This window comes from Cyanobacteria bacterium GSL.Bin1, from assembly GCA_009909085.1.
GTDB lineage: Bacteria > Cyanobacteriota > Cyanobacteriia > Cyanobacteriales > Rubidibacteraceae > Halothece.
Genome location: JAAANX010000185.1, coordinates 1 through 20,433 on the forward strand (window position 1 = coordinate 1; position 20,433 = coordinate 20,433).

General features: G+C 44.7%; 16 protein-coding genes, 1 tRNA gene and 2 pseudogenes. 15 read left to right on the forward strand and 4 right to left on the reverse strand.

Going from position 1 to position 20,433, the window contains the following annotated elements; translation table 11 throughout:
- The first annotated feature begins 287 nt into the window (after nt 1-287).
- The 9 genes from GVY04_21030 to GVY04_21070 all read left to right on the forward strand — a co-directional run bounded on the left by GVY04_21030 (nt 288) and on the right by GVY04_21070 (nt 13,183).
- The gene (locus tag GVY04_21030) at nt 288-1,706 is read left to right on the forward strand and encodes a HAMP domain-containing protein (GenBank protein NBD18517.1); all 1,419 of its coding nucleotides are present in this window, start codon (nt 288-290) and stop codon (nt 1,704-1,706) included.
- A complete protein-coding gene (locus tag GVY04_21035) occupies nt 1,706-2,389 on the forward strand; it encodes a response regulator (GenBank protein NBD18518.1) in 684 nt (227 codons plus the stop codon). Before GVY04_21030 ends, GVY04_21035 begins: the two co-directional genes overlap by 1 nt.
- 145 nt (nt 2,390-2,534) lie before the next feature.
- Nucleotides 2,535-3,185: a threonylcarbamoyl-AMP synthase gene (locus tag GVY04_21040; GenBank protein NBD18519.1), complete on the forward strand. Its 651-nt coding sequence runs from the start codon at nt 2,535-2,537 to the stop codon at nt 3,183-3,185.
- Between the two features lie 873 nt (nt 3,186-4,058).
- Nucleotides 4,059-5,279 carry a response regulator gene (locus GVY04_21045; protein ID NBD18520.1) on the forward strand — a complete coding sequence of 407 codons (1,221 nt, stop codon included), beginning with the start codon at nt 4,059-4,061 and terminating at the stop codon, nt 5,277-5,279.
- Nucleotides 5,280-5,340: 61 nt separating this feature from the next.
- On the forward strand, nt 5,341-5,703 hold the full coding sequence (locus GVY04_21050; GenBank protein ID NBD18521.1) for a response regulator: 363 nt from the start codon (nt 5,341-5,343) through the stop codon (nt 5,701-5,703).
- Nucleotides 5,704-5,722: 19 nt separating this feature from the next.
- A complete protein-coding gene (locus GVY04_21055; protein NBD18522.1) occupies nt 5,723-6,268 on the forward strand; it encodes a chemotaxis protein CheW in 546 nt (181 codons plus the stop codon).
- A 34-nt stretch (nt 6,269-6,302) separates the two neighbouring features.
- The gene (locus GVY04_21060) at nt 6,303-9,332 is read left to right on the forward strand and encodes a GAF domain-containing protein (GenBank protein ID NBD18523.1); all 3,030 of its coding nucleotides are present in this window, start codon (nt 6,303-6,305) and stop codon (nt 9,330-9,332) included.
- Between the two features lie 78 nt (nt 9,333-9,410).
- The gene (locus tag GVY04_21065; GenBank protein NBD18524.1) at nt 9,411-12,716 is read left to right on the forward strand and encodes a response regulator; all 3,306 of its coding nucleotides are present in this window, start codon (nt 9,411-9,413) and stop codon (nt 12,714-12,716) included.
- Between the two features lie 2 nt (nt 12,717-12,718).
- Complete coding sequence (locus GVY04_21070) at nt 12,719-13,183, forward strand: chemotaxis protein CheW (GenBank protein NBD18525.1); 465 nt, start codon at nt 12,719-12,721, stop codon at nt 13,181-13,183.
- Here GVY04_21070 and GVY04_21075 read toward each other — a convergent pair.
- Nucleotides 13,180-14,850, reverse strand: coding sequence for a DUF2079 domain-containing protein (locus GVY04_21075; protein NBD18526.1), 1,671 nt, complete (start codon nt 14,848-14,850; stop codon nt 13,180-13,182). The genes GVY04_21070 and GVY04_21075 overlap by 4 nt on opposite strands.
- 510 nt (nt 14,851-15,360) lie before the next feature.
- Between GVY04_21075 and trxA the strand changes: the two genes are divergently transcribed.
- The 3 genes from trxA (at nt 15,361) to GVY04_21090 (ending at nt 17,100) form a co-directional block, all read left to right on the forward strand.
- The gene (gene trxA / locus GVY04_21080) at nt 15,361-15,684 is read left to right on the forward strand and encodes a thioredoxin (GenBank protein ID NBD18527.1); all 324 of its coding nucleotides are present in this window, start codon (nt 15,361-15,363) and stop codon (nt 15,682-15,684) included.
- 202 nt (nt 15,685-15,886) lie between these two features.
- Complete coding sequence (locus GVY04_21085; GenBank protein ID NBD18528.1) at nt 15,887-16,963, forward strand: cytochrome D ubiquinol oxidase subunit II; 1,077 nt, start codon at nt 15,887-15,889, stop codon at nt 16,961-16,963.
- 65 nt (nt 16,964-17,028) lie between these two features.
- A tRNA-Gly gene (locus GVY04_21090) sits at nt 17,029-17,100 on the forward strand.
- A 353-nt stretch (nt 17,101-17,453) separates the two neighbouring features.
- Here the strand turns inward: GVY04_21090 and GVY04_21095 are convergent.
- The 3 genes and pseudogenes from GVY04_21095 to GVY04_21105 form a co-directional block, all read right to left on the reverse strand.
- Nucleotides 17,454-17,675, reverse strand: a pseudogene (locus GVY04_21095) (hypothetical protein).
- A 212-nt stretch (nt 17,676-17,887) separates the two neighbouring features.
- Nucleotides 17,888-18,115: a hypothetical protein gene (locus GVY04_21100; protein ID NBD18529.1), complete on the reverse strand. Its 228-nt coding sequence runs from the start codon at nt 18,113-18,115 to the stop codon at nt 17,888-17,890.
- 309 nt (nt 18,116-18,424) lie between these two features.
- Nucleotides 18,425-18,670 carry a hypothetical protein gene (locus tag GVY04_21105; protein ID NBD18530.1) on the reverse strand — a complete coding sequence of 82 codons (246 nt, stop codon included), beginning with the start codon at nt 18,668-18,670 and terminating at the stop codon, nt 18,425-18,427.
- Between the two features lie 275 nt (nt 18,671-18,945).
- On the opposite strand from GVY04_21105, the gene GVY04_21110 reads away from it, so the two are divergent.
- The 3 genes and pseudogenes from GVY04_21110 (at nt 18,946) to GVY04_21120 (ending at nt 20,411) form a co-directional block, all read left to right on the forward strand.
- Nucleotides 18,946-19,575 carry an NAAT family transporter gene (locus GVY04_21110; GenBank protein NBD18531.1) on the forward strand — a complete coding sequence of 210 codons (630 nt, stop codon included), beginning with the start codon at nt 18,946-18,948 and terminating at the stop codon, nt 19,573-19,575.
- A gap of 91 nt (nt 19,576-19,666) precedes the next feature.
- Nucleotides 19,667-19,786: pseudogene (locus GVY04_21115) on the forward strand (SAM-dependent methyltransferase).
- 163 nt (nt 19,787-19,949) lie between these two features.
- Nucleotides 19,950-20,411 carry a transposase gene (locus GVY04_21120; protein ID NBD18532.1) on the forward strand — a complete coding sequence of 154 codons (462 nt, stop codon included), beginning with the start codon at nt 19,950-19,952 and terminating at the stop codon, nt 20,409-20,411.
- The last annotated feature ends 22 nt before the right edge of the window (nt 20,412-20,433 follow it).

Below are 20,433 nucleotides of genomic sequence, written 5' to 3' on the forward strand. Positions count from 1 at the left end.
GTAAGCCCCGTCGAAGTGTCGGGGGCGATGTGCCTAGATAACTGGCGTAGGGGAGCAATGCCCGTTCGTGAGGATGGGAAGCCAGCACTCTAATCTCTGATTGAGTGCTGGAGGATGTCACTTGACCCGTACTAAGAGAATTGGAACTTTTCCGTATTAATACGGGTCTAACTTATTGAAAAAGCTGAGTTCAAGCCTGAAATTTTTCACTTCCCACTCCCGACCTCAAAAAAATTGCTGTGAAATTAGTCATTAATTGTCTTAATCTTCGTTATTTTGGGCAATTTTTGCGTTCTTACTTCAAATCAACGCGAAATCGTATTTTATTGCTGTATTTCATCAGTTTGCTAGGAGTTTTCACCATTGCGATTCCTCTTTTTCAAGTGCTTTTCTTTTCAAAAGTGGATCGCCGGGTACAAGAAAATCTAAGTGAAGAATTGGCGAATTTTCGGATAATTTATCAACAATGGGAGAGCCAAAATCCAGAAACTGAAGAGGCACTGGTCACTTTCGTCAATGAATTTTTAGCAACAACTCTTCCTGAAGATGATAATTTTCACTTAATTATCCTTCAAAATCAGCTCTATCACTCAAAACCCACCCCATTGCCCTCGGTGATTCAGTCTCACCCGGAATTACTGCCCAAATGGATCACCTTAAACACATCAGTTGCCGGAACTGTATCAGTCGATGATCCAGAAGTGGGCAGTGTGGTTTACAAAACCCACATCTTAGAAATCAACAATGAACCAACAGGGCTTTTTGTTGCTGTTCACCTGACAGCGGGTGAACGTGCAGAAGCTTGGGCAGCAGTTCGTATCTTTATTGAAGTTGCCTTTGGAGTCATGCTAGTGGCATTTTTGCTGGCTTGGGTAGCCAGTCATCAACTTCTCAAGCCAGTTCAACAGTTAGCCAAAACGGCACAAAGTATTAATGAAAATAATCTGAATCAACGTTTAGCAGTCGAAGGGAGAGGGGAACTGGCAGAATTAGCCAGTACTTTTAACCTCATGATGGATCGCGTCCAAGATGCTTTTGAAAGGCAACGCAACTTTATTAATGATGTTAGTCATGAATTGCGAACACCAATCACAATTATTCAAGGACATCTTGATGTCATGACGGCTGATCCGCAAGACCAAGCGCAAACGCTGGCTGTCGTATCCGATGAATTGGAACGTATGAAACGGTTTGTCAATGACATGATTTTACTGGCAAAGGCAGAGCAGAATCATTTTTTACAGCCTGAGAGGATCGATCTACAGCGTTTTATCCAAGACGTCTTCAGTAAAGCAATCGTGCTTGCAGATCGCAACTGGCAATTAGCGGCAACAGCAGAGGGAATTTTTTGGGGAGATCGTCAGCGTTTGACAGGGGCTTTGATGAACTTGTTGGAAAATGCCATTCAACATACTCAGCTTGAAGACACGATTGAATTAGGGAGTGCAGTTTCTGCCCAAACCCTACGCTTTTGGGTTCGAGATACAGGAGAGGGGATTGCTGAAGCCGATCAACAGCGTATTTTTAATCGGTTTGCCCGTGCGACTAATCGTTCTCGTGCCTCGGAAGGCGCTGGTTTAGGATTGGCAATTGTGGCTGCAATGATGAAGGCGCATGGCGGATCTGTGGAATTAAGTAGTGAACTTGGTGTAGGAGCGACATTTACTTTAATTTTTCCTTGGAAATCGAATGCAGAGGTGGCATGATGACTCAGATCTTGATTGTGGAAGATGAATGCCGAATTACATCTTTTCTAGAAAAGGGTTTAAAGGCTAATGGATTTATGACAACGGTAGCCACTACCACTGAAGAAGCAGCAGCGATCGCGCTCGATAGTCAGATTGACCTCATTTTACTTGACTTATCTCTTCCCGGTGAGGATGGTTTATCCCTGTTAAAAGCCTTGCGGGGGCAAGGGTTTTCTGCACCCATTATCATTGTTACCGCTCGCGATGATGTTCAGGATAAAGTCACTGGGCTTGAATGGGGTGCCGATGATTATGTCACCAAGCCCTTTCGCTTTGAAGAGTTATTAGCGCGAATTCGGGCTCGATTAAGAGTGTCTGTGAACAATAATGGCTACTCAAGTGATCAGTTTCAGCTGCTCCAAGTTCAAAATCTGACCTTAGACTTACGCACCCGTCGTCTCACTGTCGATGGTGAATTCGTTGAACTCTCGACGCGGGAATTTATTCTTATGGAGACATTTATGCGCCACCCCAATCAAGTAATGACTCGGCAACAATTGCTTGATCAAGTTTGGGGATATCATTATGCTGTCGGTTCTAATGTCGTCGATGTCTATGTGGGCTATCTTCGTAAAAAGCTAGGCACGAATTACATTCAAACGGTTCGCGGGATGGGTTATCGGTTATCTGGTAAAAATTGAAAGATTGACTGTTCAGCTGTGTGGGGCAATTGGGCGAATTGCTGCCACCCATCATTTTCTTGGTTAAGGTTTCCCCACTACAATGAGAAAGCATTTCTAGACACGGTTAGCACTTCTGTTGTCCAACTCATCTCTATTTTTTCTCATGGCTACAGTTTATTCAATTCATCCGGAAACGCCCCAAGAGCGAATTCTTGAAACCGTTGCGCAAGCGTTAAAGGATGGAGCAATTATGTTATATCCTACAGATACCGTGTACGCAATTGGCTGCGACCTGAATGTCAAGTCCGCAGTCGAAAAAGTCCGTTTTCTCAAACGGATGAGTAATGAAAAACCCCTTACTTTCTTGTGTTCCTCGTTATCCAATATTGCTGATTATGCCCACGTCAGTGATGATGCCTATCGCCTCATGAAACGCCTCATTCCGGGCACTTATACCTTTTTACTCCCGGCAACGAAGTTGGTGCCGAAACTGGTCATGAACCCGAAGCGAAAAACCAGTGGGATTCGCGTTCCCGATCAGGTTGTCTGTCAATCTCTTTTAAAGACGTTGGGTAATCCAATTATTTCCACTTCCGCTTATCTTCCCAATGATTCAGGAGATTTACCCACCCTGGGTTATGAAAAAGCTCGTTTATTCGATGCCATGGACAAACAGGTGGATATTATTCTCGATGATGGATCAGATGTGACAACTGAGGTCTCCACAATCATTGATCTCACTGGCGATCAACCAGAAATTATCCGCGAAGGTTTAGGGATAGAAGAAGCAGAAAGTTGGATGTACGGAATCTAAAGTGAACATAAGACAGGTGAAGTGAAGCAAGGAGCTATTCTCAGATGATTGCCTGTTTTTTCCTTACCCCGAACTCAGCTTACTGACCAACGGTCACCGGAGCTTTAGTGAGGACAGGCGCCTTCCGTGCCGACCCAACTGGAATCGAATTCCAGTTGGAAAGCGGCACCGCATCGTCGGGCGTTCCTTTGCGCGGGAAACCCGCGCAGGGTCCCTCCTCATTCCGCGGTTTAGGAAGGCGTAATCTTTGACTGAAATATGAGCCCAATACTTCTCGAATAAGCCTCCCTATTGATTGGTAAAGATGGGGACAAAGTTAAAGGGTAAGGGTAAGGGTTAAAATCACCTTTCCCCTTGCTCCTTTTCCCTACTTCCACCGATCAGTATCGCCTTTAAACGAGAAGTATTGAAATATGAGCCTTCTTTATACCAAGAAGGCTTTATTTTTCTTAATCAAGAATGAAGGGATCTTTCAGGAAAATTCGTAGAAACACGGTTTTATTATGTTTTGAAGTAGATGTATTATTTGACTTATAGACATTTATTTTGAGACTTAGCTCACAAAACTGTCACCTTCATTAATTTGAAGCAATCTTTCTCAGAGGAGTAATGTTAGCGAAATAGTGTTTTTTTTTCGCTAAGTCATTCACCCCTAGGAGTCAGCTTATTTGGTCACATAAATCACATTTTCAGCATGTCATCAAAAGAGGAGCAATATTACTGACAACTCAGTATGGGATTAAATGTCAAAGGATGAAATCAAGAGGGGATTAATGAATTATTGCACCTTAAAATTCACAAGCCGGTGCTAGGAAAAATAACCAACATTCATTGGACTAAACCCTTATGAATATCAATTATATCTTCAAAGAAATGTATCACCGTAGTCAACACTCTGACACGGGACTATTACAAATTAGGGAAGTTAATAGCACCGAAAAACCTTGGTCTCTTTACTTTAGCCTCGGGCGCTTGATTTGGGCAAGTGGTGGCAAACATGAACAACGACGTATTTATCGTCAGTTGAGTCATTGCTATCCACATAACTTGGTTGAGTTATTTCAGTTTACTCATAATCTTGAGATCGATTGGAAAGCAGAATCGGCTTATTATGACCTTTTATCTGACTTATTTAAAGTCGAAAATAAAATTAGTATTAATCAATTTATTTTAATTGCCAATCAAATCAAACTTGAAGTTCTCTTTGATCTATTGCAGGTTATTTATTTGGAATCTCAAGTCAAAACTGAACAAGAGAACAATAAACGACTACAGCATCAATGGTTTGAAAATGTTCGTCCCACTAAATATATTCCTGTTCCCCGGGAAGTGGCTAAATCAACTGAAGAATTGATCCAAACTGCTCAACAACAATGGGAGCAATGGCAAAAATCAGGATTGGGTTATTGTTTACCGAATCAAGCGCCAATTATAGAAGATGCAACTAGCATTCAGCAAGCGACTGCCGCAAAAACTTTTCAAACTCTCAAACGGCTCCTCACCGGAAAACGCACACTGCGTGATATCGCAATTGAAACCAAACGAGATATTGTTTCGATTACCAAAGTTTTTTGGGAATATTACCAACAAGGCTGGTTAACGTTTCAAGATGTTCCTGACTTAAATTTACCAGAAATTGTTTCTAAAAGGTCAGTAACCAATAGTTCTTCGGAAACCACGCAAAGGTTGTTAGTCGCTTGTGTTGATGATAGTCCCCAAGTTACTCAAACCTTAGAACAATTTATTCGGGACAATGGGTATGATTTTATTGGTATTAATGATCCCTTGCGAGCCAATGCCACCTTATTAAAAACCAAACCGGATTTGATTTTTCTGGACTTAATTATGCCGAATACGAATGGCTATGAAATTTGTACACAACTGCGACGAGTCTCCAGCTTGAAAGAAATTCCAATTATTATTTTGACCGGAAAAGATGGATTAATTGATCGGATGCGAGCCAAGATGGTTGGGGCTACTCACTATCTCAGCAAGCCGGTCCAACGCACGACGATTTTGGAAGTATTGCAAAAATACTTATCCCCTGCCCAGAGTCATGAACCAGATGCCAATTCAGGTTTTTCCTCTGGATAAACCTGACTTTAAATCAGTCCTGAATATCTCAATTGCAAACCCATTATAAGGTAACCCAATCATGAAAAAAGCACTCATTGTTGAAGATTCCCAAACTGACTTACAAATTATGTCCAGCTATCTTGGCGAAAATGGCTTTGACGTCGTGAAAGCCACCAACCATGATGAAGCGCTTTCCCAAGTTCAAAAACAGCCCTTTAATTTAATTGTCCTGGATGTGGTGCTGCCAGATCGCAGCGGCTTTGAACTCTGTCGTCAACTCAAAGAAGAAGAATCCACTCGTCAAACCCCAATTATTATTTGCTCAACCAAAAATAGCGACATGGATAAATTTTGGGGGATGAAACAGGGGGCCGATGCCTATCTGACCAAACCGGTCGATTCTGCCGAACTGGCTCGTACTCTCCAACAAGTTGTTAAGTAAGTTTATCCCTTAGAAAATCGTGCTTTCTTCCTCTTCTTCTCAGTTCAACCCTAGCCTATTGTTTCCAGTTGCTAATGCAGAACAGACAGCAACCGATCAATTCTTGCGTTTTTATCTTGTTCCAGAAACGACCGGTTTACTCCCCGTTTCTCAACTGAGTGAAGTGTTAACAGTCAATACCCGTCAGGTAATTCCCATCCCGAAACTGCCCCCTTGCGTGATGGGGGTTTACAACTGGCGCGGAGAAATTCTCTGGGTGGTTGACTTAGGAAATTTGATCGGGCTCACCCCTTTGGCAGAACAGTCTTTGGTTAGCCCCAGCTTACCGTTACTCATCCTCAGAGGCAAAGATCAAGCTGGAAATCGCCAAGCACTCGGTTTAATTGTCAATCGGGTTGAAAGTCTGATTCGGATTAATCCGGATCAAATTCAGTCTCCTCCGGAATCGACCTTTACTGCCGAACTCGCTCGCGTTTTACGGGGGTATTGGTTAACGCCAGAGGGAGAAATGTTGATGGTGCTATCAGGGGCTGCCATTTTTGCTCAAATGCCCCAACCTTCTTAAATTCTTTATATTTTTCTTACCACAGTATACCGTCATGACACAAACTTCTTCCAAAAAAGAACAACTGAATGGTAAAAACGGGAAAAGTCCTCAAACAGAGACTTCTAAAAAATCAGTGCCCGCGATCCCGCTTCAAGAAGAGTCAACTCAAGACCCAAGTCAAGGCAATCGTTCCTGGTGGCAAAAACTCGGACAGCGCTGGAACAATATTAGCTTCCGCAATAAACTGACCCTACTGGTTGTGGGTAGTGTGGCGGTTCCAGTAGTTGCCATTACTCAAGCTGCGATCTACCTTGAAGAACGACAATTACTGATAGATTTAAATCGAATTCTCAATCTCCAATTAAATTCCTTAGAAGGGGCAATTGACGATAATTTAGAGGAATTAGAAGAAGAAGCCGGGATTACGGTTACCTTCGCCAAAGTGACAGAAGCCGATCTCAATGACCCCAATGCGGCAGCGCAAGTATTGCAAAATACAACTGAAGAAGATTCTGATGAGAGTTTTTATATCATTACCAATCGACAGGGGGAAACGGTTGCTCAGCGCATTCAGCAGCTTGATCAGGATTTTTCGAGTTATCCCCTGCTTCCGAGTGATCTAGAAGAAGAGGCAGAAGAAGGGGAAGAAGAGGAAGAGGAAGCGGTAAAAAGCGTTTCTAAACCCCTTGGTATTCCTCTCAGTGATGTTCCCGCGGTGCAAAAAGTTCTACAAACCGGAGAAGGGGTTACCAGTGTTGAACTCCTAAAAAGCGATGTTTTACAACAGCTGGGACTGGCAGAACAAGCGGCAATTGGCTTGCGAGAGCAAGAAATAGAAAGTTTACCAGAACCGAAACAACCCTATCCGGAAGGCACTTATGATATTGAACAGGGGAAAAGCGGGATGGTGCTGATGAGCGTCCAGCCGGTGATTCGGAATAATCAGCTGGTAGGCACTGTGATTTATGGCACTTTAATTAACCGCAACTACGAAATTGTGGATGACATTCAAAGAGCAACTGGCACATCTACTGCAACCATTTTTGCTCAAGACTGGCGGGTCAGTACCAACGTTCCTTATACCGATGAAACCACCCGTGCCATTGGTACTCGCGTTTCTCGGGTTGTTGCCGACACCGTGCTCAATCGAGGAGAAACCTTCCTCGGGGAAGCCAACATTATCGGGATTGAGTATCTGACGGCTTATAGCCCTCTCTATAACCATGAAGGCGAAACGGTTGGGATTGCTTATATCGGAGACCCGAAAACCCAAATTAATGCAGTATTACGCCAAGCGGCACTGATTCAATATGGGATAGGTGCTTCAATCCTTCTCGTGGGAGCGGGCATAGCTCTCTTGATTTCTCGCAACCTTTCTACTCCGATTCTCCGATTGTCAAACTTTGCGCAAAAAGTGGGAAGTGGAAATTATGGGCTGCGGATGGAAGGTACTGAAAATCGCGAAGATGAGATTGGGCAACTCTCTCAAGATTTAAACCGCATGGTCTCCAACTTAGAAGTCACCCAAGCCGAACTCCGTCGGGACTCTGCAGAAACGGGTTTCTTGGCCCGAGTTGCCAGTACGCCGGTTACGAGTGAAGAAGCCTTCAAAGAACTCGCTGATCAATCCTTAGCCGAAGCGAGAGGGTTAATGCAGGTCGATCGTTTGGTGATCTATCGCTTCCAAGAAGATGGCAGCGGCTATATTGCCAACGAATCTGTTATTGAAGGGTTAAAACCGGCTAAAGAACGGGAAATTAAAGACCCCTGTATTCCCGAAGAAATTCGTCAAGCCTATTTAGAGGGGCGAGTGGTTCCCACCCGCGATGTCTTCAATGCCGGATTCCATCCGGATCACTTGCAATTAATGAAAGATTTACAAATTCGCGCTAACTTAGTGGTGCCGATTATTGTGCGGGAAAGTCTCTACGGGTTACTGATTGCTCACAACTGCCATACCCCCTATGAGTGGCAAGAGCGAGAAATCAAATTTATGCAGCGGTTAGCTTTAGAAATTGGGAGTTCGCAAGCTCGACTCAGTTTCTTAGAAGACCTGCAAAAAGCAGAAGAAGAACAACGGCAAGAGAAAGAAAAATTGCAACGCCGCGCCCTAGAATTACTGATGCAGGTCGATCCCATCAGTAAAGGGGATTTAACGATTAATGCCAGTGTAACCGACGATGAAATTGGTACGGTTGCGGACTCTTATAACTCGACGGTTGAAAACTTACGGAAAATTGTCGGACAGGTAAAAGAAGCCGCCCAAGCAGTGGGGGATACCACCACGAAAAACGAAACCGAAGTGCAAGCGCTTTCACAGGGGGCGTTAGAGCAATCGCGAGAAATTGAAGCTGCCCTCGATCGCATTGAAGCGATGACCCGCTCGATTAATGCGGTATCTGAAAGTGCCGCTGAAGCAGAAGGGGCGATTCAGAAATCGGCACAAACGGTAAAAGCCGGAGATGAAGCGATGAACCGGACTGTAGATGGGATTATGTCGATTCGGGAAACGGTGGCTGAAACGGCGAAAAAAGTAAAACGGTTAGGGGAATCCTCGCAGAAAATTTCTCAGGTGGTGAACCTGATTAGTAACTTTGCCGACCAGACGAACTTGTTAGCGTTAAACGCCTCCATTGAGGCTGCCCGTGCTGGTGAACAAGGACGAGGCTTCGCCGTGGTTGCGGATGAAGTCCGGGCGTTGGCACAACAGTCAGCAGATGCGACGGCGGAAATTTCTAACTTGGTTGACCAAATTCAAACGGAGACTAATGAAGTGGTCACGGCGATGGAACAAGGAACGGAACAGGTGGTTAGCGGGACGCAACTAGTAGAAGAAGCACGAGCGAACCTGAACCAGATCACGGGTGTATCCAACCAAATTAATGAATTGGTGGCAAAAATTGCCGAAGCGGCGAAAACTCAGTCTGTTGACTCGGAACAGGTGAACCAAACGATTAAAGATGTTGCCGCGATCGCGCAGCGAACCTCTGAAAGTGCCACGCAAGTATCCGACTCCTTTAAGGAACTGCTCCAAACGGCTCAAAACTTAGAACAGAACGTTGGACAGTTCAAAGTTGAATAAGACTGTCTCTCCCCCAATTCTGGGAAAAGAAACGGGGGAGAACACTTTAGAATCACTCATAACCCATTCCCAATTATTATGTCTCTTGATCCCCATATTCGTGACCAAGCCTATCATTTCTTTGTTGCTGAAGCCCCAGAACTCCTGCAAAGTATCGAATCGGGTCTTCTGAATCTCCGAGAAGAATACAGTACGGCCAAAGTGCATAGCATTATGCGGGCAGCGCACTCGATCAAAGGAGGAGCAGCGGGTGTCGGTTTAGACGGGATTAAATCCATTGCTCATCGCTTAGAAGACATTTTTAAAGCCCTTTACCACGCCGAAGACCAAATCACTCCCGACTTTGAACGCAAGCTGCTGCAAGCTTACGATTGTTTACACCAACCCCTCAGCGAACAAATTGCCACTGGCAATTACGATGCCGAACAAGCGGTTGCCGAAGCGGAAGCCATTCTCACCGAGATTGAAACTGACCTCGGAGATGCCATGACCCAAGGGGCAGATTTTATCCCCAGTTCAGAAGATTTAGGGGTTGATATGGCTTCCTCGATTTTTCAAGTGGATGTCGAAGAAGGATTGGAACGCTTGCAGACTGTGATTGCCAATCCTGAACAATATGAAGTTGCCGGAGAAGTCCGAGCGGAAGCCGAAGTCTTTGCTGGATTAGCTGAAATTACTGGTTTAAGCGGGTTTGGAGAAATTGCTCAGCGCGCGATTGAAGCCTTAGATGCTCATCCTCAACAAGGTCTAGAGATTGCTCGGATTGTGATTAAAGATGTAGAAGCCGGACGCAATGCCTTTTTGAACGGCGATCGCAAGCGCGGCGGCGAACCGTCCCCGGAATTATTAGCTTACACAACTCCAGAAGCAAGTGCTAGTCCTGATGACTGGTTGGCTGAAACCGAAGAAAGCGAGATTGCGGCTAGTGCTGATGACCTCTTTAGTGAAGAAGACATAGACAGCACAGAAGCGATTACCAGTGTTGATGACTTATTTGCTGCAACCGAAGAAAGCGAGATTGCAGCTAGTGCTGATGACCTCTTTAATGAAGAAGACACAGACAGCGCAGAAGCGATTACCAGTGTTGATGACTTATTTGCTGCAACCGAAGAAAGCGAGATCGCGGCTAGTGCTGATGACCTCTTTAGTGAAGAAGACATAGACAGCGCAGAAGCGATTACCAGTGTTGATGACTTATTTGCTGCAACCGAAGAAAGCGAGATCGCGGCTAGTGCTGATGACCTCTTTAGTGAAGAAGACACAGACAGCACAGAAGCAATTACCAGTGCTGATGAACAGAGCGAAACCGAAGCAGCACCAGAATCCTTAGCAGAAGCGGTGACTACCCTCCAGCAGAGCTTTGAGGAACTTCCGCTTGCTGACAATTTGCCAAGTTCTCCCAGCGAACAGCCAGGAGAGCAACCCACTCCGACTCGTGTTACCGCTGCTCCTGCTGCTGGATCCAAACCCTCTATACGAGTGGAAGTAGAGCGCTTACAAACCATGGATAACCAGTTAGGGGAACTGGTCATTCAACGGAATAGCCTTGCGGTACAAAACGAACAACTGCAACGAGGGTTAAGAGAATTACTCAACCGCTTTTCTCGCTTTAAAAACTTAGTCGGACGCCTCGAAGAGTTTTCTGACAAAGAAATCATCAGTCAAAGTAACCAGCGCCCAGCCGCCTTGCAGCCAACGACCGGAAACGAAAATGGCACTGCTTCTTTTAATTTAACTGAGCAACCGGAGTCGGTTCTTGATCTGGACTTCGATAGTCTCGAACTGGATCAATATGGCGCTTTAAATGCCGTCTTACAAGAACTCTTGGAAGAAACGGCGCAAATTGAAGAATCCGTAGGAGACGTTTCGCTCTTTACTCAACAGTCCGAGCAAACCTTGTTAGGACAGCGTAAAATGTTGGAACAATTGCGGGATGAATTAATTTGGGCGCGGATGTTGCCGTTAAGTAATATTCTGGACCGCTTTCCGCGTATCTTGCGTGACTTTTCTCATCAATACCATAAACCAACCCGTTTGCAGTTAGAAGGAACGGGAGTTAGAGTCGATAAAAGTGTCTTAGAAAAACTCTATGATCCCCTCACTCACTTAGTTCGCAATGCTTTCGATCATGGCATTGAAGCCTCAGAAACCCGACGGAAAGCTGGTAAACCGGAAGCAGGAGAAATTGCAATTCGTGCCTATTATCAAGGGAATCAAACTGTAATCGAAGTGTCCGATGATGGCAGTGGGATTAACTTAGAGCGCGTTAAAACGAAAGCCCTAGCTACCGGCTTGTTAAATGAAGAACAACTAGGCAGAGCCTCCTCAGAACGATTATATAACTTGCTGTTTGAATCCGGCTTTTCCACAGCTATGCAAGTGAGTGATTTATCGGGACGTGGCGTGGGATTAGATGTGGTTCGCGAGCAAATTCGGGAATTGAAAGGAACCATTAGCTTGCGTTCTGAACCCGGAAAGGGAACTACCTTTACCCTCAATCTGCCCACCACCCAGTCCATGGCAAAATTATTAATTGGTTTGGTGGAAACGACAATTTGGGCTTTACCCTCGGATAATATTGAACAGATTTTAGTTCCGAGCGAAGATCAGGTGAAGCAAACGGGAAGACAACGCTTTCTCAATTGGCATGACCAAGCTTTACCGATTTACCATCTCAGTGATTTATTAGAGTATAACTGTTCTGTTCCGGCGGCGTCTCCCGATTTAAAAGCCTTGGGCGCGATCGCGCGACCGCAAGAGCGTGCTTGTCCACTGCTGATTTTACGCCGAGGCGACCAATTTTTCCCCCTAGAACTGGATCGGGTGGTCACCGAACAAGAATTAGTGATTAAACCGTTTGGCAGTGCCGTTGCAACACCCGCTTATGTTTCGGGTTGTACTGTCCTGGGGGATGGGAATATTGTTCCAGTGTTAGATAGTTTTGCTCTCTTAGAAGACGTGCAACAAACCCCGAAATCTTCAGCCATTGGCACAACTGCGATGCCCGGGGTTGCCAACCAAATGCCAACAATTTTAATTGTTGATGACTCCGCGACCCAACGACAAACCCTTACCCTGACTTTCCAACGCGCCGGGTATCAAGTGTTACAAGCAGGGGACGGACGGGAAGCGATTTCTGTTTTACAACGCCAACCTGATACGAAGGCAGTGATTTGTGATATTGAAATGCCCAATCTCAATGGCTTTGAGTTTCTCCGTTATCGCCGTCAAGATGAAACCTTAAAACAGATTCCGGTGGTAATGTTAACCTCCCGCAGTAGCGATAAACATCGCAAATTATGTAAACACCTCGGTGCTGATAACTACTTCACAAAACCCTATCTTGAAAAAGAATTTATCTCTGCGATTGAAAGCTTATTATAACGATGAAAACTGTTGAAACGACAACGAATACTCTCCGTGTGGTAACTTTCCCAGTGGGTGAGTTAACCTTAGCCGTTCCCATTCAAGCGGTCTATCGGGTGCTATCGCAAATTCCGATTGCAGGCAGTGGGGAACGAGGCGTCGGCGTCGCCCATCTCGAAGATTACGAATTAACTGTCTTTGATCTCGAATATAAACTTTTTACGGAACCTCGCCAAAGCGGCTTCGTTCACGCGCCCATCGGCAGCCATTTGATTGTTGTGCAAAGCCAACAGGAAGCGCTGGGGTTACTCGTCAAAAAAGCCCCAACTTTAATGAATCTCCCGCGCGATCGCGTTCGGGTTTTACCGGCATCGTACCGCAAAACAGATACCCTTGGTTTTTGTTCCCATGTGGCGGTTTTACAAGAGGAGAAGGAAACGATGACTGTTTTTCTCTTGGATGTCGAACAGTTAATGCCCAATTAATTCATCGTCCTTTTTCCTTCAATGATGGGGGTGATTTCTGTTTTGAAACTTAACCACTGATTCAAGGCTTGAGAATTATTATCCGCTCCCTTTTCCAGTAAGATAACACCCTCTCTAAAATCAGTAATGCCATAGTCTCCCTGATTGGTCATCTCTTCAATCCGGTACGTCATTGCCCGTAACCGGACTAAATCATCATCAAAGGCGACTTGGTACCGACGCAATCGCCATAAATCGGCTAATACGTACTCCACTGATTCCACAGTTTCTTGATCATTGCGTAATTGCAATGCCGGAAAGCGGATAATTTCTCGTCGCCCGGATAAATGGGGAATAATATAAGTGGTTGTAGCCACACTCGCTTCTGGGGGAATTTTGTTCATCAAACGGTAAATATTCCCAGAGTGTTCCCATTGTTCCGGTAACGACACATAAACCCACGGATCAACCGAGTCAGGAATCAGAAAATAAAGGGTTCGATTGGGATTTGATGTGAGGGTTAAAAGAAGCGTCAAGCCAATACAAACCACCCAAAAGCGACGAAATTTACGGGAGAGGGGACGTGGGGTCAGGGTTTCTAGAGGCTGGTTAAACCGTAAAACGCCTTGTCCGCCCCACCATAAAATCGCCCCATAACACAGACCAGGGACCACTCCCATGGCATACCGGATCGTTATCGCCAGCACCGAAAAGCCTTTTCCCAAAAGGAGTTTTAACAGGGGAAATCCGGCAATCATCCAAGCCCCAGGTGCAACCGCCGGAATAAAAGCAAAGGGGAGAAGCTGTCCCAGTAGATACCGAATCGTGCGACCGACGGGGGTAACCAGTTCAATCACCAACAGCCACGGTTGCGTGATCATTGCCCAAATCACATCAAGGGTACTGGCTTCGTTGCCTTCCACATATTGTCCAAATCGCTCCAACATGAACCGTTTGGAAATATCTTCGGAAAAGAGGGGCATGATTAAATTTGTCAGAACCAGCAGATAGCCAAAGCTAACCGTACACACAATCACACCAAGGCGCGGAAAGCGTCGGCTGAGCACCATATAAACCCCAATCCCAAACAGGGTAATGCCACTATCTTCCCGAACCGCTAAAATAAAAACGCTCAACAGGGCAAACAGCCACCACCAGCGTTTCTCCATTGCGAAGAGGAGGCTAAAGACAAAAAGGGGAATTTGGCTAATGTCGTGGAAGTTGGCAAGGGTGGGCGCAAGAATTGCATTCGCGGCGTAAAAGCTGACGCTGATTAACGTCGCCACGGTGTTATCAACATACTCTCGGGCGAGAAAATAGAGGACAATGCCTGCACTTGTGACAAAGATAACCTGTAGAACTGACAGGGTTGCTGGATTGGGAAAAAGCGCGTAAATCGGTAGCCAGAGTAATAGGGCGGGGGTAAAGTGTTGTCCGAGACGATGATAGGCAACATAGGGCACTTCGTCGTTGTGGACCACATTCGTGGAGAGTTGAGAAGAGAGAGAACTTTGGAAGAAATTGCTGTGAATGCCATTCCAGAAGACTTGGTTAAAAATCCCTTGGTCATAGGACGAGTAAAACGTAAAGTGGCGATGCAGAATCAAAATTAGAGTGATAACAAAAAACGCGATCGCGCTCACAATAATTCCCTTCTTCTCCGTTGCCTGATTTAACGGAAACAGCATACCCCTCCTACCCAGACCTTTGTTGGTCTCTTTACAAACTTATTTTAGCCTTATTGATATTACCGCCAATTGAGGGAAATTTTCAGCGACTTTGCCCACTTGTGATCGATTTTAGGAAAATTTTAATCCGGAAGCTACAAAACCCCAAGTTCTTGCTTACAATGGAAATAGCGGAAAACATATTTCCGTTCACTCCTCACACCACACTCCGTCCGGACAGCGTTCGGGCGGCTTTCTCTTTTTCCCTCTGACTTTACCATGAGACTAATATTATTTAACAGCAAAGTCTAACTTTTGGCGGAAAAATTACTTCTAATTTTATCAATTTCGACAAAATTAAGGAAGACTTTGTTATTTTAGGAAGCCGAAAGACAAATTAAGTTAAATTATCTTTCTGTAAAGTCAGTTCAGCGCCGAAAGAGGCAGCGAAAACTGATAAAATAAAATTAAATCAGGGGATGAATTCCCAACCTGAGTTAAAAAAAGCTGATTGAAATAAGGATTTAGGGTATGGTAGCAACTGCAGAAGTCACCGATAGCAGCTTCCAACAGGAAGTTTTAGAAAGTGAACTTACGGTTCTTGTGGATTTTTGGGCACCTTGGTGTGGGCCTTGCCGTATGGTCGCGCCGGTTGTTGATGAAATCTCCGAACAATACGAAGGTCAAGTGAAGGTCGTAAAAGTCAACACTGACGAAAATCCTAATGTTGCAAGTCAATATGGTATTCGCAGCATTCCCACCCTAATGATCTTCAAGGATGGTCAGCGCGTGGATATGGTAGTTGGCGCTGTCCCGAAAACCACATTGGCGAATACTTTAGAAAAGTATCTATAGTTGCATTTCATTAGACCCAAATTATCAAAAAACTTACTTGAAAAAAGTTAATTGGGTTACTTATGACTTAACCAAAGTAAAAGTGTTTAGGGAGACGGATCTGAAACTATGTGACAGTGAAGTCTTCCCTATTTTCACCCAAACTGGTGTTCGGTTAGGTAGGCGCAAATCGACTAACGTCATCAGCTAAGCAGGTTTTTTTATGGATGTATCTCCGAAAAGTGAAAGCAGCCCCCATACGGTGGCAAATGAAATTAAGGATTTGATTGAGAGCCTTCCCGATACAGAAAAAGGAAGTTGGATTAAACAAGCGGTAAAAATTTTAATCCGCCTGGTGGGTGAAGACATTGCAACAACCGATTGGAAAATTATTTCCCGCACGCTACAAGATCTTGAAGCCGGGTTTATGACGTTTCAACCCTATCGCCATACCCGTAAAGTCACAGTTTTTGGTTCGGCGCGCATTGCCTCTGATACAGAAGAATATGCTCTAGCAAAAGAATTTTCAAAATGTCTGGCTCAACAGGGCTTTATGGTTATGACGGGTGCCGGGGGCGGGATTATGGCGGCTGGGAATGAAGGGGCAGGACGAGAAAACTCCTTCGGCTTAAATATCCAACTCCCCTTTGAACAGGGAGCCAATGAACATATCTATAATGATGAAAAACTGATCGGGTTTAAGTATTTCTTTACCCGAAAACTCTTTTTCTTACGGGAAAGTGACGCGATCGCGCTGTTTCCAGGAGGATATGGCACACAGGATGAAGCATTTGAATGTTTAACCCTGTGTCAAACGGGAAGACAACCGCCGATTCCTTTGGTTTTGATTGATAAACCCGGTGGCGACTATTGGAAAGCGTGGGATCGTTATATCCGACATCATTTGATTCACGATGGCTTAGTCAGTCCTGATGATAACTGTATCTATACCATTACTGATGATCTCGATGTCGCCTGTGAAGCAATTAATCATTTCTACCGCGTCTATCATTCCAGCAGTTATGTGGGCGACTTATTGGTGATGCGCTTAAATGGGGAACCTTCTGATGAACAAGTGGCGTTACTCAATGAAGAATTTAGTGACATTTTAGTGGGTGGGAAATTTGAGAAAAGCCCTCCGCTGAGGGAAGAAAACGGTGACGGGACTAATAATCTGCCTCGTCTGGTATTTCACTTTAACCAGCGGGACTTAGGGCGACTTTATAAGCTGATTCGGCGGATTAATGAGTTTCCCATTGCTGTTCCCTCCCGCGTGGAAACTCATCCTGAACAAAAATAATTTCAAGTTGAGACTTGACAAAGCCCAATTCCCTATGACAAGATTAAAAGGTGCTTGAGTTCCACGCGGGTGTAGCTCAGCGGTAGAGCGTCACCTTGCCAAGGTGAATGCCGTGGGTTCGAATCCCATCACCCGCTTTTAAGGTTTCTTTCCATACAAGCATTCCAGCCTTTGCTAGTCTCATATTTGATAATTTTGGACTAACACTTGGACTAAATTTGGACTATTTGAGTCTCAATGTGTCATGATGGCTGCTAAGAGGTTTTCTGTGCGGGATCGCGCGATCAATCGTAATCTTTGACGCGCTACAATCGTTTGGTTCCCAGTCATTGATATAGCACTTCCCCTATTACAGAACCCGCCTTATATCCCACGGCTAAAGCACGTGGGCTTTACGGCGACTTCTGTAATCAAAAGTAAAATAGACAAAAGGAACGGAGGTAGCTAATTGTGGCAAAATGAACTCACAAAAGTCTCAAAATGGTTTGATTGAGGCAATTGTTGTCCCACGCGATACGACATGACGCATTTGCGGATCAGCTGCAATTTGCCAAGATACAATGAGATCATCAGAAATTGGCATTGTCTCAGCCACAGAACCGGAAATCAAACGAGTCCATAAAACGACACTATCTGAGGTCGGATCCCCAGAAGTCACCCCTAATGAAAAACAACCACAGTATAGTGAGCGGGAATCGTCTTGAGCAAACAGCCGTGGCTAATCAACTTTCCCAGCCGAACGAATTTTACGCACTCTTAATGGAGTAGATTGCCAATTTTCCGCCAACCACTTCTCAGAAGCAACTGAAATGCAGTCGGAAAAAATTACGAAACCTGATGTCAAGCAACTTTCCAAAATCCCTCACTTTGTCGGTTTCTGATACTGGAGATAGCAAGGATTTTGAATGATTTGATCTGTAATGATTATGGCTTAACTCTGAAATTAATCAGAATGGTTTCCGCAACCAAGAAAATGCATGCTTCTTGTCGATTCCAAAAGCCAGCTTTTTCCGCTCCCTCCTGGTAAATGACATAAAAAGGTTTTCCGGAACGATAGCGAGTGCGAACCCGAAAGCCTGCTTGATAAATCCTCTTAATCAGTCGTTTTGAAGTTTTGGGAGGATTTTGCTTCCTCCTTTTTTCCGTTGACATTGTTTAACCGTAATTAACATTAATTGATGTCTATTGTCATAGCATGAGACTCTTCAAACAGGTCAAAAAACAAGATTAGGCAATCACTGAAATTCTAGTTTATTTTTGCCGGATGGGTTCATATAATTGTTTCGATCCCAAAACTAAGGTGAAGCTGAGTTAACTTCTACCCATGTTTATCCGTATTAAAAGCTAACCTTTCGGGAAATTTCTTGATTAAATGCAATAGCTAAAGCATGGTAGGTATCTCTTTTGTCAGTCATTGCAACCCAAGCGCTGGTATCAACAAATAGTTTCGGCAAAGACATTTTATTCTGGTTGTTGATAGAGATAGCGCTCGTGATTAATAGAAGGATTTTTCAAGTTTCCAGTTGTTGATTCTTCTCCTAAAGATAAAAAGACATCCCAAGCATCTGTTTGTTCTTCTTGGGTTGTGCGATCGCTGAATGCTGGCGTTTCAATAATAGTATTAAGTTCACTGATGAGCATTTGCTGTTCTTCTTTCGATAAAGACGGCACCACTTGCACAATAGAATTAATTAATCGGGTATTCATGATTATCCCTATTTCAGGTGTTTCAGCAGCTTCTAGAATAACGCGGAAAACTTCCTGAATGTTGAAATTGAAAGATTAGAGTTGAGAAGTCTCGATCGCGCAGATACAAAACTTGTTAGGAAGAATTGCCTATCGTGCAGGGATGACGTTTCCCCAGTTAGTTCCGCTTTTTGAGAGAGGTTTCTCTGTCAAGTAATTGTTACATTACTTAATATTATGGGGCTTACACTTTTCCAACCCAATTCACTCAGTATCTATTGAAGCAGTGAGACATTATGGCGTATCAACTTGTTTCCTCGGTTATGGGAACTTTTCTTGCCTTGTTCCCAATTGCCAATCCTTTGGGGGTCGTTCCCATTTTTTATAGTTTGGCTGGTCCACTTAGTCCTCCTAAAAGAAGTCGTCAAGCCAGACAAGTTGCGCTCAATGCCGTGGTTATCCTTGTCATCTTTTTCCTCGCCGGTCAGTTAATTCTAGATTTTTTTGGCATCTCTCTGGGTGTGTTGCAAATGGCAGGCGGATTACTGGTCGGACAAACGGGTTGGCAGATGATGTTTCATTCATCCATTCCCTCTGCACCGAATCAGGAGGAAACCCTTCAGACCAGAGACATTTCTCTGATTCCAATGGCAATTCCGATTGTTAGCGGTCCCGGTGCAATTGGCATGACCATTGCTTTGGCAGCACAGAATGAAAGCGGGTGGGATTATTTAGGCAGCTTGATTGGCATTGGATTATTGGGAGCTATTTTGTATTTATGTTTGGCTTTGGGAGAACCCGTGGTTAAAATGCTAGGCAAAAGTGGATTGACTGCGTTTAATCAAGTGTTGGGTTTTTTCATTCTCGCGATCGCGCTTCAGCTAGTGACTGATGGCATCTTTGCCTTATTCGGATCACTTGGATAAAACTGCTAAGATTCATGAAGAATGAAGGAATAGCTCAATTCACCCAACTGCCCCGGAATGACATCACAAACTTGGAACGCGCAACAATAATATCAATCATGCCTCTTTCGTGCCGGAACTGGCTCATCCTGTACTGGAATTGCTCAAGCCAAAAAGTGGTGAAACGATTCTAGATTTAGGCTGTGGAGATGGGGCTTTAACTCTCAAAATCAAGGTCGAAAAATTACGATAAAGCCAGAAAGAAAGTAGAAAAACTCCACAATCACATTGCCTTCAAGCGAAAGGATTTCCAGTACAAGCTTGCTCACAAAATCTGTGATCTGGGAGACTCCATATTCGTGGAGGATTTGGACTTCCGCATAAGTGCAAAAGGAATGTTCGGAAAGCAAATGCTTGACGGTGGGTTTGGACAGTTCCGATCCATTTTGGAGTGGGTCTGTTGGCAAAGAGGGAAATTCTTTGCAAAAGTAGACTCTAGAGGAACAAGCAAACAGTGCCCTAAATGTGAAAAAGAGTGGAGTAACGACCTTTCAATTCGCTGGCATGAATGCGAATGCGGCTACACCAACAATCGTGATGTAGCCGCAGCCGAAGTAATCAGAAATAGAGGTCTGACCCAAGCGCGGGAAACCCGCGCTTGGGAAAGCAGACCTGAAGGAATCAGTAAGTACGCAGGGACGACTGCGGAAAGGAAACAGCCTGCTGACAAGTCCGCGTCGCCTGGGGGTTCCCCAGGCGTTTCTGCCGGACGCAGCGTCCTGCCGGGTCAATTGATAGGTAAGTGCTACGCAGGAAAGCCCATTCGTGAGGATGGGAAGCCCGCGCTGTACCGATAGGTCAGCGCCGGGAGATGTCACT

Excerpts from the sequence above, each read along its gene's own strand:
- GVY04_21075 (NBD18526.1), bottom strand. The coding sequence starts at position 14,850 with ATGCTGTTTCCGTTAAATCAGGCAACGGAGAAGAAGGGAATTATTGTG.
- GVY04_21110 (NBD18531.1), top strand. The coding sequence starts at position 18,946 with ATGGCGTATCAACTTGTTTCCTCGGTTATGGGAACTTTTCTTGCCTTG.
- GVY04_21050 (NBD18521.1), top strand. The coding sequence starts at position 5,341 with ATGAAAAAAGCACTCATTGTTGAAGATTCCCAAACTGACTTACAAATT.
- GVY04_21100 (NBD18529.1), bottom strand. The coding sequence starts at position 18,115 with ATGTCAACGGAAAAAAGGAGGAAGCAAAATCCTCCCAAAACTTCAAAA.
- GVY04_21105 (NBD18530.1), bottom strand. The coding sequence starts at position 18,670 with ATGAATACCCGATTAATTAATTCTATTGTGCAAGTGGTGCCGTCTTTA.
- trxA (NBD18527.1), top strand. The coding sequence starts at position 15,361 with ATGGTAGCAACTGCAGAAGTCACCGATAGCAGCTTCCAACAGGAAGTT.
- GVY04_21035 (NBD18518.1), top strand. The coding sequence starts at position 1,706 with ATGACTCAGATCTTGATTGTGGAAGATGAATGCCGAATTACATCTTTT.
- GVY04_21040 (NBD18519.1), top strand. The coding sequence starts at position 2,535 with ATGGCTACAGTTTATTCAATTCATCCGGAAACGCCCCAAGAGCGAATT.
- GVY04_21085 (NBD18528.1), top strand. The coding sequence starts at position 15,887 with ATGGATGTATCTCCGAAAAGTGAAAGCAGCCCCCATACGGTGGCAAAT.
- GVY04_21070 (NBD18525.1), top strand. The coding sequence starts at position 12,719 with ATGAAAACTGTTGAAACGACAACGAATACTCTCCGTGTGGTAACTTTC.
- GVY04_21045 (NBD18520.1), top strand. The coding sequence starts at position 4,059 with ATGTATCACCGTAGTCAACACTCTGACACGGGACTATTACAAATTAGG.
- GVY04_21060 (NBD18523.1), top strand. The coding sequence starts at position 6,303 with ATGACACAAACTTCTTCCAAAAAAGAACAACTGAATGGTAAAAACGGG.
- GVY04_21120 (NBD18532.1), top strand. The coding sequence starts at position 19,950 with ATGTTCGGAAAGCAAATGCTTGACGGTGGGTTTGGACAGTTCCGATCC.
- GVY04_21065 (NBD18524.1), top strand. The coding sequence starts at position 9,411 with ATGTCTCTTGATCCCCATATTCGTGACCAAGCCTATCATTTCTTTGTT.